Here is a 13,540-nt window from a genome sequence, read left to right as displayed (position 1 = left end):
CATGAGGCAGGCAGCGGCCGGGAGATGCCCGGCTGCTGTCTTTCTGTTTTTTCCCGAAAAACGTTAGCGTTTGCAGTGGTTCCGGTTCCGGGTGTGCCCATGAATGCATTTTTCTTTTTTCTCAAGTCCCTGGGCTGGATCGCGGCGATATTGTTTTGCCTGGCCGGCGGCATGCTCAGTTACGAGGTCGCCGCGCGCTATCTGTTTGTTGCACCGACCATATGGGCAGCGGAGCTCTCCCAGCTCTGCCTGATCTGGGGCACGCTGATTGCCATGCCCTGGCTGCTTTCGGCCAACCGGCACATCGCCGTGGATGTGTTGACAGAACGGCTTGGACCGACGCTTCGGCGTGTTTGCCAGATTGTTTCCATGGCTGCGATTGCAGCGTTCAGTGCGGTCGTGGCCTGGAAGGGTTACGGCATTTTCTTCGATTCGTTCGAAAGGGGCCGCACAACGGGGTCCATGCTGGATCTGCCAACATGGGTGTCCGAACTGGCGGTGCCCGTCGGTTTTGCGCTTCTGTTCCTGCAGGCGCTGATCGAGCTGGGCAGGGCAGTGTTGGGCAAAAGTTCCGAAGCCGCCGGTCCGGGTGAAGGGGCTGCCTCATGACCGTGGTTCTGATCCTTGCGGCCTTGTTTGCCCTGCTCCTGATCCGGGTGCCCGTGGCTTTTGCGCTTGGCGGTCTTGGCCTCGCCATGCTGATTTTCGGCGGATTTTCGCCGCTGATGGCACCCCAGGCGATCCTTTCGACGCTGGACGGTTTCATTCTTCTGGCCGTGCCGCTGTTCCTGCTGATGTCGAACATTCTTCTGAAAGGGGGCGTCGGGCGTGACCTTTTTGCAGCCGTTCACGCCTGGGTCGGCCATTGGCCGGGCGGGCTTGCGGTTGCGACCATCCTGTCCTGCGGCATCTTTGCCGCGATTTCCGGATCGTCCGTTGCGACGGCGGCGACGATCGGCACCGTGGCCATCCCGGAAATGATCAGCCGCGGCTATCAGAAGCATTTTGTCTACGGCCTGCTGGCGGCTGGCGGAACGCTGGGTATCCTGATCCCGCCATCCATTCCGATGATCGTTTATGGTTTCGTCACCGAACAGTCGGTTCTCGACCTGTTTCTGGCCGGGATCGGACCTGGCCTCATGCTTGTTGCGCTCTTCATCGCGTTTTCGATGATCTATGCGCGCTGGTTCGGTGGCTATCGGCCGGAACCGGCTTCGAGCTGGGAAGAACGCTTCTGGGCTTCGCTTTATGCGCTGCCGGCCGTGCTGCTGGCGGCCTATGTCATCGGGGTGATCTATACAGGCGCAGCAACGCCCACCGAGGCGGCGGCGCTGGGCCTGACCGGTGCGCTGGTGATCACGCTCGCAATGGGGCGTCTCACCTGGGCGTCGTTCAAGGAGGCGATCTTCGACAGCATGGTGACAACGGTCGCCATCCTCTTGATCGTTGCCGGGGCCAAGGTCTTCGGCAAGGCCATCACGCTCTATCGTATCCCGCAGGACATCTCGACCCTGATCAGCCAGACGATCGACTCGCCGCTTGCCTTCATTGTGGTCGTGTCGCTGGTGCTCCTGGTGATGGGTCTTGTGTTCGAGGCCCTGTCCATGGTGCTGATCATGACGCCGGTGTTGCTGCCGGCGGCCCTCATTCTGGGCATCGATCCCATCTGGTTCGGTGTCTACATGGTGGTGATGGTCGAATGCGCCCTGATCACACCGCCGGTCGGGCTCAATCTCTATGTCATCCAGTCGGTCGCCAAGGCGAAGCTGACGGAAGTGTCACGCGGGGTACTGCCGTTCCTGTTCCTGATGCTGCTGTCGGTCGTGATCCTTTATGTCTGGACCGATCTGGCGCTCTATATCCCCTTCAAACTCTGAGGATTTTAATCCATGCCGTCTCCGGCTGACCTGCTCCGCGCGCTGCTGGCGCAAGACAAGCTTCACGTGATGCCCTGCTGTTATGACGCGCTGTCCGCCAAACTGATCGAACAGGCCGGGTTCGATCTGACCTTCATGTCGGGTTTTGCCGCGTCGGCCTCCCGGATCGGTCAGCCGGATCTGGGACTGATGTCCTATGCAGAAGTGCTCGATCAGGCGCGCAATATTACCGAAACGCTCGCCATTCCGCTGATTGCCGACGGCGATACGGGCTACGGCAATGCCATGAATGTCCGGCGCACCGTCAGTGGTCTGGCGCGGGCAGGGGCCGCGGCGGTGATGATTGAAGACCAGGTCGCTCCCAAACGCTGCGGTCATACGCCAGGCAAGGCTGTCGTCGGCCGCGCGGAGGCTTTCGACCGGATCAGGGCGGCGGTGGATGCCAGAGAGGCGGGTGCAGATATTCTCATCCTGGCCCGTACCGATGCCCGCCATGAGCATGGTCTTGCCGAAGCCATTGAAAGGGCGGCAAAATTCAAGGAGCTCGGTGCCGATATCCTGTTCGTCGAAGCCCCAAAGACGGTTGCCGAAATGCAGGAGATCTGCCGGGAACTTCCAGGGCCGAAAATGGCCAACATCGTTGAAGGCGGCGAGACACCTGACTTGTCGCACAAGGAGCTGAAAGACATCGGCTACACCATCGCTGCCTATCCTTTGACCCTGATGGCAAGTGCCATGAAGGCGATGGTGAAAACGCTGGAGCAGCTGAAATCGGATGAAGACCGGTCGCCCGACCTGATGGATTTCAGGGAATTGCGGGACCGGATCGGCTTCAACACCTATTATGAGGTTTCGGCATGCTACGAGACCTCGAAGCGGAGCTGACGGGACAATTTCTCCCGGGTCACGATTGATCTGCCGGCCGGAGATATGCTTCGCATCGCGAAATTTGGCGTTGGATTTCTTCCAGTTGGAATGATAGACCCTGCGCGACTTTGAAGCTGAAACGGAAGACTTGAATGCAGGGCGAGAGACGCCGAAGACCTTCGCTGTCGCTGCCGATCCTGCGGACATCGCGCGACCAGCATCGGGACGGCACACTAACGCTCGGCAACCTGTTGTCCGCGCTGGGCGAGACGTCGTTCGGCTGGGCGATCGTCCTGTTTTCCCTGCTGACGCTGCTGCCCCTGCCGCCGGGTTCCTCGCTGATCACCGGATTGCCGGTTCTCGTCACGACGTTCCAGATGGTACTCGGCTTTCCGCATGTGAAACTGCCCGGCCCGCTGGCGCGGCTGTCGCTCAATCATACGAAGCTGCGACGAACGATGGCACGCATGCGTCCCGTCACGCGCCGGCTGGAACGCATGCTGGTCCAGCGATATGAATGGCTGTTTGCCGCAAGGAACGAACGCCCGCTCGGGCTTGCACTCTTCGTGATCGCCTTCACGCTGTTCTTGCCCGTGCCGCTTAGCGGCTGGTTCCCGGCAACGGCACTCTTCATTGCCGGCGTCGGCATTGTTGAACGCGACGGTCTGGTGGTCATTCTTGGCCTTTTGATGGGCCTGTTCGCGGTACTGCTCACCGCAGCCATCCTGACCTCGATCGCAATCAGCACCAACGCCATGATGGCCTGAGAAGAAAGCAAGGTCATTTTCAGACTTGGGGTGCCTTAGGCACTGTAGGATGGCCCAAACATAAGTTGTCATCCCGGCCGCAGCGCAGCGGAGAGCCGGGACCCAGGACTCCAGAGCGATGGCAGTTTATGCAGGTTCCGGGTTCCCCGCTTTCGCGGGGATGACAAAAGGCGTAAGTGGCCAGATCACGGAAATCCGCCAGCTTCCTTGACTCTCTCGCGTCTTTCAGGCATATCCCCGCGAACTCCATATGAGTGACTGACAATCTGATCCGCCGACCGGGACCCGCAAAGGTATAAAGAGCGCCCGGAGGTCACCACCCGACAGCGCGATGCGCCCTCGGGTGCCAAACTGCTTTGGGCCTTGGCCTTTCGGTTGGATTTGAACGGTGGCTGCCCATATGGTTCGGGAGATTTCCCGAAACGTGACTGTTCAAGGACCCCTGATGTTTGAAAGCCTGTCAGATCGACTAAGCGGTATTTTCGACAAGCTCACCGGCCGTGGTGCGCTGTCGGAAAACGACGTCAACGAAGCGCTGCGCGAAATCCGCCGCGCGCTGATCGAAGCCGACGTTGCGCTGCCGATCGTCAGGTCCTTTACCGACAAGGTCCGCAACCGCGCCGTTGGCGCGGAAGTCGTCAAGTCCGTGACGCCGGGCCAGATGGTCGTCAAGATCGTCCATGACCAGCTCGTGGAAATGCTGGGTGAGGAAGCCCAGCCGATCGATCTGAACGCTCCGGCGCCGGTGGCGATCATGATGGTCGGTCTGCAGGGGTCCGGTAAGACGACCACCACCGCCAAGATCGCCCGCCGCATGACCCAGCGCGACAAGCGCAAGGTACTGATGGCCTCGCTCGACACCCGCCGCCCGGCGGCGCAGGAGCAGCTGAAGGTCCTGGGCGAACAGAACGACGTTGACACGCTGCCGATCATCGAGGGCCAGGGTCCCGTCGAGATTGCCAAGCGGGCGATGTCTGCTGCCAAGCTCGGCGGCTATGACGTGGTCATGCTCGACACCGCCGGCCGGATCCATATCGACGAGCCGCTGATGGTGGAAATGGCGGAGGTCAAATCCGCTGCGGAGCCTCACGAAATCCTGCTGGTGGCCGACAGTCTCACTGGCCAGGATGCCGTCAATCTGGCCAAGAGCTTTGACGAACGTGTCGGCATCACCGGTATTGCGTTGACCCGTATGGACGGTGACGGCCGTGGTGGTGCGGCGCTTTCCATGCAGGCGGTGACCGGCAAGCCGGTCAAGCTGATCGGTACCGGTGAAAAATCCGACGCGCTGGAAGATTTCCATCCGAAACGGATCGCCGACCGGATCCTCGGTATGGGCGACATCGTTTCGCTTGTTGAGAAAGCCGCCGAGGCGATCGACGCCGAACAGGCGGCCAAGATGGCCAAGAAGATGCAGAAGGGTCACTTCGACCTGGATGATCTGGCCGAGCAGCTGAAGCAGATGGAAAAGCTGGGCGGCATGTCCGGCATGATGGGCATGTTGCCGGGTGTCGGCAAGATGAAGAAACAGATCGAGGCTGCCAACATCGATGACAAGATGTTCAAGCGCCAGGTCGCCATCATCCAGTCGATGACGCCGACCGAGCGCAAGAAGCCGGATCTGCTGAAAGCCAGCCGCAAGAAGCGGATCGCCGCCGGGTCCGGTGTGCAGGTGGCTGACGTCAACAAGCTTTTGAAGATGCACCGCCAGATGGCGGACATGATGAAGAAGATGGGCAAGGGCAAAGGCATGCTCGGCAAGCTGATGGGCGGCATGGGCGGCGGTATGCCGGATGTCGACCCGAAGCAGCTTGAGGAAATGGCCAAGTCCGGCCAGCTGCCGGGCGGCATGGAAATGCCGAAAGGTCTGCCTGGAGGTCTTGGCGGCGGCGGATTGCCCCCAGGCATGGGAATGCCGGGCCTTCCAGGCCTTGGCGGACCGAAACTTCCCGGCCTGCCGGGCATGGGCAAGGGCAAGAAACGATGAGCGAAGCGGAAACCCGGCTGGGTGAGAGCGAGGCGCTCAACGAATTGAAGGCCCTGCGCTCCTCGATCGACAACATCGACGCGGCGCTCGTGCACATGCTCGCCGAACGGTTCAAGTGCACCCAGAAAGTGGGTGTCCTGAAAGCCACCAACGACCTGCCGCCGGCCGATCCGGCGCGGGAAAAGATTCAGATCGAACGGCTGCGTCAGCTCGCAAGCGACGCTCATCTCGATCCTGACTTTGCCGAGAAATTCCTGAACTTCATCGTTCGGGAAGTCATCCGGCACCACGAAGCCATCGCCGCTGAAGCCGGCAACTGAAGAAACTGGAGAAAGAAAATGGCTACGAAAATTCGCCTGGCACGCGGCGGTTCCAAGAAACGCCCGTATTACCGCATCGTTGTTGCTGACATCCGCTCCCCGCGCGATGGCCGCTTCATCGAGAAGGTCGGTTCCTACGACCCGATGCTGCCGAAAGATTCCGAAGAGCGCGTGAAGCTGAATGTCGAGCGCATTCAGTACTGGCTCGAGACCGGCGCCAAGCCGACCGACCGCGTGCACCGTTTCCTGGACGCTGCCGGCCTTCTGAAGCGCGAAGCCCGCAACAATCCGAAAAAGGCCGAGCCGGGCGCAAAAGCCAAGGAACGCCTGGAAGCCAAGCGTCTGGCTGAAGAAGAAGCAGCTGCTGCCGCCGCTGAAGCTTCCGAAGCACCGGCTGAAGAAGCTGCTGCTGAATAAGCAGATGATGTTGGACGCACCGGTGCTAGCTGCGGAGATCTTGTGACATGTCGACAGACGATCAGAAGGTGCTCCTGGCCAAGATCGGTGCGGCCCACGGCATTCGCGGGGAAGTGCGGGTCAAGCCATTTGGCGACGATCCGCTCTCCTTTGCTGATTATGGCATCCTGACCACGAAGGACGGCAAACGCTCGTTTGAAGTGGAAAAGGCGCGGGTGCAAAAGACGGTTGTCGTGACCAGGTTCAAGGGTGTCACCGACCGCAACCAGGCCGAAGAGTTGAACGGTGTTGAACTCTATGTCAGCCGTGACCAGCTGCCCGAGCCTGAAGAAGACGAATTCTACTATTCCGACCTGACCGGCCTCAGCGTGATTGACCAGAGCGATGAGACGCTCGGCAAGATCGTGGCCGTGCAGGATTTTGGTGCCGGCGACCTTCTGGAAATTCGGCCGAAACGCGGCCGCACGTTCTACATTCCGTTCACGAAGGATTTTGTGCCGGAGATCAGTCTCGATGAAGGCCTCGTTCGCGTCGACCTGCCGGAGGATTACTTCTCCGATGGAGACCCGGAGCCTTCGGAAACCTCGCCCGACAGATAACGGGTGCGCACCGGTTCCAGCCCCATCCGGCCCAGATTGAGATCTTCTGTTTCCTCAACATCCTGCACCGCCTGACGTGCCTCGGAGCGGATCAGGGCGATCAGGGCAACGATGAGCGCGACGCCGATGCCGTTGGCAACCGCGTCCGGCAAGGACATTTCGTGATGTGGCAGAAAGCCCTGCATCACCTCGCCGCCGAGCCCCATTCCGAAGGCTACGACCGCGGAGATGCGCAGACGGCAGCAGAAAAGCGCGTGGATCGACAGCGTCAGCAGCGCGAAGAAACCGATATGAATGACCTTGTCATAGGGGTGGCCGACGCCGGTGTTGAAGACCAGCCCGACAAGTATTCCGAAGGTCATCAGGATCACGAGCGGCAGCACGCGGCTCAGTGAAATGTCGAGATAATGCCGGTCGACATAGGTCTGGATGAAGCCGGGAAGTTTCAAACGAAAGACTGGAAATCGGGGCACGGGGAAAGATCCGGTTGAGACGCTCTTGCCACACTACGTGTGGGGCCTTAATCAGAGCTTTCCCTTTGAAGCGTATCTTGCGAAATTCGCCGGAATTCGTCGAACTGGGTAAACGAAGCTTTAACCAAGCGGCCGTTTCGGGACAAAAATCAGTCTCTTAGGGAGTTTTCAGCAGGGTCATGGCTTTCAAGGCGACCATATTGACGCTTTACCCGGACATGTTTCCGGGGCCGCTCGGTCACAGCCTGTCCGGCAGGGCGCTGGACAAGGGCCTGTGGCAGCTGGAGACCAGCCAGATCCGCGATCACGCGACCGACAAGCACCGCTCGGTCGACGACACGCCTGCCGGCGGCGGCGCCGGCATGGTGCTGCGTGCCGATATCCTGGCAAAGGCGATCGATGCCGCTGCACCTGACGACGACCCGCGCCCCAGGCTCCTGATGAGCCCGCGCGGCAAACCCTTCACGCAGAAACGGGCGCACGCGCTGGCGGACGGCCCGGGCGCCGTGATCGTCTGCGGCCGCTTTGAAGGCATCGACCAGCGCGTGATCGACGCGCGGAAGCTGGAAGAAGTTTCCATTGGCGATTACATCCTCTCCGGCGGCGAGATCGGCGCGATCACCATGCTGGATGCCGTCATCCGGCTGATCCCGGGCGTCATGGGCAACATGGAAAGCGCGGATACCGAAAGCTTCGAGACCGGGCTCCTGGAGCACCCCCATTTTACGCGGCCCGCCGAGTTTGAGGGAATGACCATCCCCGAGGTGCTGACCTCCGGCAATCACAAAAAGATCCACGAATGGCGCATGTCGGAGGCCGAAAAGCTGACCCGCGAGCGCCGCCCGGATCTCTGGCGGGCCTATATGGCCGACGAGGATGATGTGGATTGACTACCGACACACACAGATTTGTCATCCCGGACGAAGCGCAGCGTAGATCCGGGATCCAGTAGTCCCGGTGCCGGAGGAAATTGCCGCATGGGTTTACTGGATCCCGGTCTTGGCGTTGCCAAACCGGGATGACAAAGAAATCAATGGTATGCGCAGCCTTCTCGCAGAATCCGCATGACATTCCGCTGAAAATCCTGTATACGCGCGCCGAAGCTGGGTGAAGCTGTGTCTTTCTGTTGGAAGAACGGCTTCCGGGTACACGGTCCAACGTCAGGAAAGTGTCAAGGAAATCCGGTGGATACTGCAAGCATGGCCCAAAGTCGGTGAACCCGTTTCCGGCCTTAAAACCGGACAACGCTCTGACCGCTTTGTAATTGAAAAGGGAAATATGCCATGAACATCATCGAGCAGCTCAATGCTGAGGAAATGGCGAAAATCGAAGAGCAGCGCAAGCTGCCGGAATTTTCTCCGGGTGACACCGTTCGCGTCAACGTGAAGGTCACTGAAGGCAACCGCACCCGTACCCAGGCTTACGAAGGTGTCTGCATCGCCCGTTCCGGCGGCGGCATCAACGAGAGCTTCACGGTGCGCAAGATTTCTTACGGCGAAGGCGTTGAGCGTGTCTTCCCGATCTACTCCCCGATGCTGGAAGGCGTAGAGGTTGTCCGCCGCGGTAAGGTCCGTCGTGCGAAGCTCTACTACCTGCGCGACCGTCGCGGTAAGTCCGCCCGTATCACCGAGAACACCAACGTCCGCTCCAAGCGCCTCAACGAAGAGCAGCGTGCGGAAGCTGCCGCTGCCAAGGCCGCCAAGGCCGAAGCCAAGAAGGCAGAAGCGGAAGCAGCCGAGACCGCAGCTGAATAAGCCGTTCCGGTTCAAGCGAGTTTTCGAAAAGGCGGTCTTCGGGCCGCCTTTTTAGTTTTGGGTACCTTTTTGCCAAACTCTTGAATTGACGAAGACTTTATTCATGAAAAGGAAGTGCAACCGGGGTCACCCCGGAGAAGCGCAGCGCCGAGCCGGGGCCTACTCGCTGTGCCAGTTGCGGATGCGGTTGCCGATTTGCCGAAGAAATGCAGCAAGATGCTCAGTTCCCTGGAAATGACGGGGTCCCGGGTCGCGCTTCGCTTGCCCGGGAAGTGCTCTAGGACCGTGCTGGCGGACAGTTTGCTCACGTCATAAGGCCGGTTTCCAGCCACTTTCTCCTCCACCGGTCAATCGCAGTTGAATTCAGCTCAACTCGGCAATGCTTGACCTTGAGGCCTTGCTGCGTCATTCACTAGCCTCACGATTATCAGGCACTTTTTGATGGCGCGCATGCGCTTCAAAAGAACAATCCGGACGCCGGCGCAGGACGCTTTCAGCGCGGCGGGAACCGGTTCGAACGAGGAGAGACCCATGGCCAAGGCGCGCACGCTTTACGACAAGATCTGGGACGACCACGCGGTCGAAATGCAGCCGGACGGCACCGGCCTGCTCTATATCGACCGGCACCTGGTGCACGAGGTTACCAGCCCGCAGGCGTTTGAAGGTCTGCGCATGCATGGCCGCAAGGTGCGCCAGCCGCAGAAGACCCTGGCTGTTGTCGACCACAACGTTCCGACCACCGATCGCCGTCACGGCATCGACGATCCGGAATCCGCGCTGCAGGTCGAAACGCTGGCCAAGAACGCCGCCGAGTTCGGCATCGAATACTATTCCGAACTCGACATGCGCCAGGGCGTTGTTCATATCGTCGGTCCGGAGCAGGGCTTTACCCTGCCCGGCATGACCATCGTCTGCGGCGACAGCCACACGTCGACCCATGGCGCCTTCGGCTCGCTGGCGCACGGCATCGGCACGTCCGAAGTGGAGCATGTTCTGGCGACCCAGACCCTGATCCAGAAAAAAGCCAAGAACATGCTGGTCAAGGTCGAAGGCCAGATCCCGGCCGGCGTCACCGCCAAGGACATCGTCCTGGCAATCATCGGCAAGATCGGCACCGCCGGCGGTACGGGCTACGTGATCGAATATGCCGGCGAAGCGATCCGTTCGCTTTCCATGGAAGGCCGCATGACGGTCTGCAACATGTCGATCGAGGCAGGCGCCCGTGCCGGTCTGATCGCGCCGGACCAGGCCACGTTCGACTATATCCAGGGCCGCCCGAAGGCACCAAAAGGCGAAGCCTGGGACATGGCACTCGCCTACTGGAAGACGCTGCACACCGATGCGGATGCCTATTTCGACAAGGTGATCGAGCTCGACGCGGCCAACCTGCCGCCGATCGTGTCCTGGGGGTCCTCTCCCGAGGATGTCGTTTCCGTTGAGGGTGTCGTGCCGAACCCGGACGAGATCGATGACGAGAACCGCCGTGATTCCAAGAAGCGTGCCCTTGAATACATGGGCCTGGAGCCGGGCACGAAGATCACCGACATCAAGATCGACCGGGCCTTCATCGGGTCCTGCACCAACGGCCGCATCGAGGACCTGCGCGCCGCGGCAGCGGTGATCGGCAATCACAAGGTGGCCTCTCATGTGAGCGCCATGGTGGTGCCGGGCTCCGGTCTGGTGAAGGAGCAGGCCGAGGAAGAAGGCCTGGACCTGATCTTCAAGGAAGCCGGTTTTGAATGGCGCGAGCCGGGTTGCTCCATGTGTCTTGCCATGAATGCCGACAAGCTGGCTCCGGGTGAGCGCTGCGCGTCGACTTCGAACCGCAACTTCGAAGGACGCCAGGGCCACAAGGGCCGCACCCACCTGGTCTCTCCTGCGATGGCAGCCGCTGCGGCCATTGCCGGTCATTTTGTCGACATCCGGGACTGGACGGCAAATTGATTCGATTGACGAATTAGTGTTCAGAGGGCGCCTCAGGGCGCCCTTTTTCGTGAAAATCGTAAAACTGTCACAATGCCGCAGGGGAGTTTGTTTTTGCGCAAATGATTCATGGATTTAGGAAAATTCCTTTGCCAGAAAACGCCTGTCAACAACTGTGCGCAGAAATGAATTTACCGGGCTTCACAAGACTGTCACCTCGGCACTACAATACTCCCGTCTAAAAAGGACCAGTTCCGCTGTCCGATTGACCGGACACCGGACGATCTGAACAGGCGTGAGGAGCGGAAGGTGACGATAGCGGTTTCGCCCGGGGCCCATCCGGCATTGGTACTCAATGCGGATTACAGGCCCTTGAGCTACTACCCTTTGTCCTTGTGGAGTTGGCAGGACACCATCAAGGCCGTGTTTCTGGATCGGGTGAACATCGTTGCGGAATATGACGCGGCGGTCCGAAGTCCGAGCTTCGAGTTTCGATTGCCGAGCGTGGTTTCGCTCAAGACCTTTGTCAAACCCAGCCGCTACCCTGCCTTTACCCGTTTCAACGTATTTCTCCGCGACCGATTTCAGTGTCAATATTGCGGCTCCAAGGACGAGCTGACCTTCGATCACCTCATTCCCCGCTCCAAGGGTGGCCTCACCACCTGGGACAATGTCATCACTGCCTGTTCCCCCTGCAATCTGCGCAAGTCCAACAAGTCCTGCGAGCAGTTGAACATGTGGCCGATGCATATGCCTTTCCAGCCGACCATTCAGGACTTGCACAACAATGGACGGGGTTTCCCGCCCAACTATCTGCATGAAAGCTGGATGGATTTCCTTTACTGGGATACCGAGCTGGAACCCTGATACAGGGTAAGCACTTTCCGTTGTTTTTCGAGGCTGCTGTCGGCCGTTTGCTGAAATGAAAGGTCGTCCGGGTCCTGCCGTATTCGCTATGCGTAAAATTTACAGTAAAATTCTCCGCATCTGGTAATAATTTGCTAACCGATACCCTAAGGTTCATTTAATAAATTAGGTACCTTTCTGTAGTAACTGTCTGGGAAACCTTGAGGCAGTTATGCGCAATCTGAAGTATATTTGGCAACGCAGGCACCAATTCAGAGTAGATGAATCGGCGTCAATTTTGCCCATATTCGGCGTGATGGTCATCATCATGGTGGTGATCGCCGGCGCAGCCTTCGATGTTTCGCGTACTGTCAATGCGCGTGAGAAACTCTCCTTCGCCATTGATGCCGCAGCTCTTTCTGTCGCTGCAGATCTGTCGACAAGTGTCATGTCGGACGACGAGATCACCCAGGCCATTTCTGACTCCTTCCGGGCGAACCTTGAGGGGGCCGAGTTCCTCGAGGAGGCCATCGAGAATCTCGATTTCGAGGTCGACAGTGACAATGGCACCATCCGGGTCACCTCTTCGGCGATGCTGGACACCTATTTCATCGATATTGGCGGCTACGGGAAATCCACGCTTGGTCCGGACATGCTGGCATTTGGAACGAGTGCCCAGGTGACCTATTCAAGGTTTGACGTCGAGTTGGCTCTTGTCGTCGATGTGACCGGCTCGATGCGCAATGACATGGACACGCTGCGCGATGCGTCCGACGGGCTGGTGGACATCCTGATCCCGGAAGGAACGTCCGAGGACGACAGCAAGGTGCGAATTTCGCTTGTGCCCTACAGCCAGGGCGTCAATCTCGGATCCTATGCCGATACGGTGAAGGGAGACGAGTATGGCTTTGCAGATGGCAGTGTCTGCGTAACGGAGCGGCAGGACTATGATGACGGGTCCGACACCTACGAGGTGAAATACACCGACGACGCCTACGACTATTACGATGCCACCGATCCGCCCGCCCGCCAGTCTTTCTATGGCGGTGGAAGCAACAATTGTTCCTCCGATTCAGAAATGATTCCGCTGACAGCCGACAGGGATACGCTTATCGATGCGATTGCCGTGCTGGACGACAATGGCGGAACGGCGGGCCAGACAGGAGTTGTCTGGGGCTGGAACAGCCTTTCGCCGAACTATGCCAACCTTTGGCCGGCCGACAGTGAACCCGAACCCTACACGAATGATGATGTGCTCAAGTTTGCCATCATCATGACGGACGGCGACAACAACCGTTACTACGAGTTCGTGGAAGAGGAAGAACAGTGTGGCTGGCGGTACATCAGCGGAAGATGGCGCTGGCGCTGTGAAACGGTTTCGGTGCAGGACTGGGACGAGAAAAGTCAAAGCGCGAGTTTCTCCAACACGCCGTCAACCGATCAACGCGCACTCTGCGAAGCCATGAAGGATGCCGGCATCGATATCTTCGGTGTCTATTTCGGCGACGACGAAAGCTCGTCCGGGTCGCGCAACATGCAGTCCTGTTCCAGTGATGGAAATTACTACCAGGCAACCAGCGCCGATGAACTGATCGCCGCATTCGCCAATATTGCGAAGAAGATTCAGCAGATCTACGTCTCCCAATAAAAGTCAGGACAACGGGCCGGCGAGAGCGACCGGGTCCGCTGGGCCGGGTCGCTCCTGGTGTC

The 13,540-nt window shown here is 59.2% G+C and carries 14 protein-coding genes; 13 read left to right on the top strand and 1 reads right to left on the bottom strand.

Annotated features, from left to right (window positions below; all coding sequences use genetic code 11):
* The first annotated feature begins 99 nt into the window (after positions 1 to 99).
* The 8 genes from CHH27_RS19465 to rimM all read left to right on the top strand — a co-directional run bounded on the left by CHH27_RS19465 (position 100) and on the right by rimM (position 6,834).
* On the top strand, positions 100 to 609 hold the full coding sequence (locus tag CHH27_RS19465; RefSeq protein ID WP_094073062.1) for a TRAP transporter small permease: 510 nt from the start codon (positions 100 to 102) through the stop codon (positions 607 to 609).
* Entirely contained in the window at positions 606 to 1,877 is a 1,272-nt protein-coding gene (locus tag CHH27_RS19460) for a TRAP transporter large permease (RefSeq protein ID WP_094073061.1), read from the top strand. Before CHH27_RS19465 ends, CHH27_RS19460 begins: the two co-directional genes overlap by 4 nt.
* Before the next feature lie 12 nt (positions 1,878 to 1,889).
* Complete coding sequence (locus CHH27_RS19455) at positions 1,890 to 2,762, top strand: oxaloacetate decarboxylase (protein ID WP_094073060.1); 873 nt, start codon at positions 1,890 to 1,892, stop codon at positions 2,760 to 2,762.
* A 134-nt stretch (positions 2,763 to 2,896) separates the two neighbouring features.
* A complete protein-coding gene (locus CHH27_RS19450) occupies positions 2,897 to 3,511 on the top strand; it encodes an exopolysaccharide biosynthesis protein (RefSeq protein WP_094073059.1) in 615 nt (204 codons plus the stop codon).
* Positions 3,512 to 3,956: 445 nt separating this feature from the next.
* Positions 3,957 to 5,498 (top strand): signal recognition particle protein, encoded by a 1,542-nt coding sequence (ffh, locus tag CHH27_RS19445; protein ID WP_094073058.1) that lies wholly within the window; start codon positions 3,957 to 3,959, stop codon positions 5,496 to 5,498.
* The gene (locus CHH27_RS19440) at positions 5,495 to 5,818 is read left to right on the top strand and encodes a chorismate mutase (RefSeq protein WP_094073057.1); all 324 of its coding nucleotides are present in this window, start codon (positions 5,495 to 5,497) and stop codon (positions 5,816 to 5,818) included. Before ffh ends, CHH27_RS19440 begins: the two co-directional genes overlap by 4 nt.
* Before the next feature lie 18 nt (positions 5,819 to 5,836).
* Entirely contained in the window at positions 5,837 to 6,235 is a 399-nt protein-coding gene (rpsP, locus tag CHH27_RS19435; RefSeq protein WP_094073056.1) for a 30S ribosomal protein S16, read from the top strand.
* A gap of 47 nt (positions 6,236 to 6,282) precedes the next feature.
* Positions 6,283 to 6,834, top strand: a complete 552-nt coding sequence (gene rimM, locus CHH27_RS19430; RefSeq protein ID WP_094073055.1) for a ribosome maturation factor RimM — start codon at positions 6,283 to 6,285, stop codon at positions 6,832 to 6,834.
* Here rimM and CHH27_RS19425 read toward each other — a convergent pair.
* The gene (locus CHH27_RS19425; protein WP_094073054.1) at positions 6,783 to 7,307 is read right to left on the bottom strand and encodes an antibiotic resistance protein VanZ; all 525 of its coding nucleotides are present in this window, start codon (positions 7,305 to 7,307) and stop codon (positions 6,783 to 6,785) included. The genes rimM and CHH27_RS19425 overlap by 52 nt on opposite strands.
* A 179-nt stretch (positions 7,308 to 7,486) precedes the next feature.
* Here CHH27_RS19425 and trmD point away from each other — a divergent pair, with 179 nt between their 5' ends.
* The 5 genes from trmD (at position 7,487) to CHH27_RS19400 (ending at position 13,478) form a co-directional block, all read left to right on the top strand.
* Complete coding sequence (trmD, locus tag CHH27_RS19420) at positions 7,487 to 8,197, top strand: tRNA (guanosine(37)-N1)-methyltransferase TrmD (protein WP_094073053.1); 711 nt, start codon at positions 7,487 to 7,489, stop codon at positions 8,195 to 8,197.
* Positions 8,198 to 8,590: 393 nt separating this feature from the next.
* Positions 8,591 to 9,061 carry a 50S ribosomal protein L19 gene (gene rplS / locus CHH27_RS19415; RefSeq protein WP_094073052.1) on the top strand — a complete coding sequence of 157 codons (471 nt, stop codon included), beginning with the start codon at positions 8,591 to 8,593 and terminating at the stop codon, positions 9,059 to 9,061.
* Positions 9,062 to 9,592: 531 nt separating this feature from the next.
* The gene (leuC, locus tag CHH27_RS19410; protein ID WP_094074874.1) at positions 9,593 to 11,005 is read left to right on the top strand and encodes a 3-isopropylmalate dehydratase large subunit; all 1,413 of its coding nucleotides are present in this window, start codon (positions 9,593 to 9,595) and stop codon (positions 11,003 to 11,005) included.
* Between the two features lie 288 nt (positions 11,006 to 11,293).
* On the top strand, positions 11,294 to 11,851 hold the full coding sequence (locus CHH27_RS19405) for an HNH endonuclease (protein WP_094073051.1): 558 nt from the start codon (positions 11,294 to 11,296) through the stop codon (positions 11,849 to 11,851).
* Between the two features lie 277 nt (positions 11,852 to 12,128).
* Positions 12,129 to 13,478, top strand: coding sequence for a pilus assembly protein TadG-related protein (locus CHH27_RS19400; RefSeq protein ID WP_208988292.1), 1,350 nt, complete (start codon positions 12,129 to 12,131; stop codon positions 13,476 to 13,478).
* Positions 13,479 to 13,540: the final 62 nt, after the last annotated feature.

Origin of the sequence: Labrenzia sp. VG12 (assembly GCF_002237595.1) — a bacterium.
In the GTDB taxonomy this organism is placed as follows: domain Bacteria; phylum Pseudomonadota; class Alphaproteobacteria; order Rhizobiales; family Stappiaceae; genus Roseibium.
Note: the sequence above shows the minus strand (reverse complement) of the source record. Positions and strands in the feature narration are given on the sequence as shown.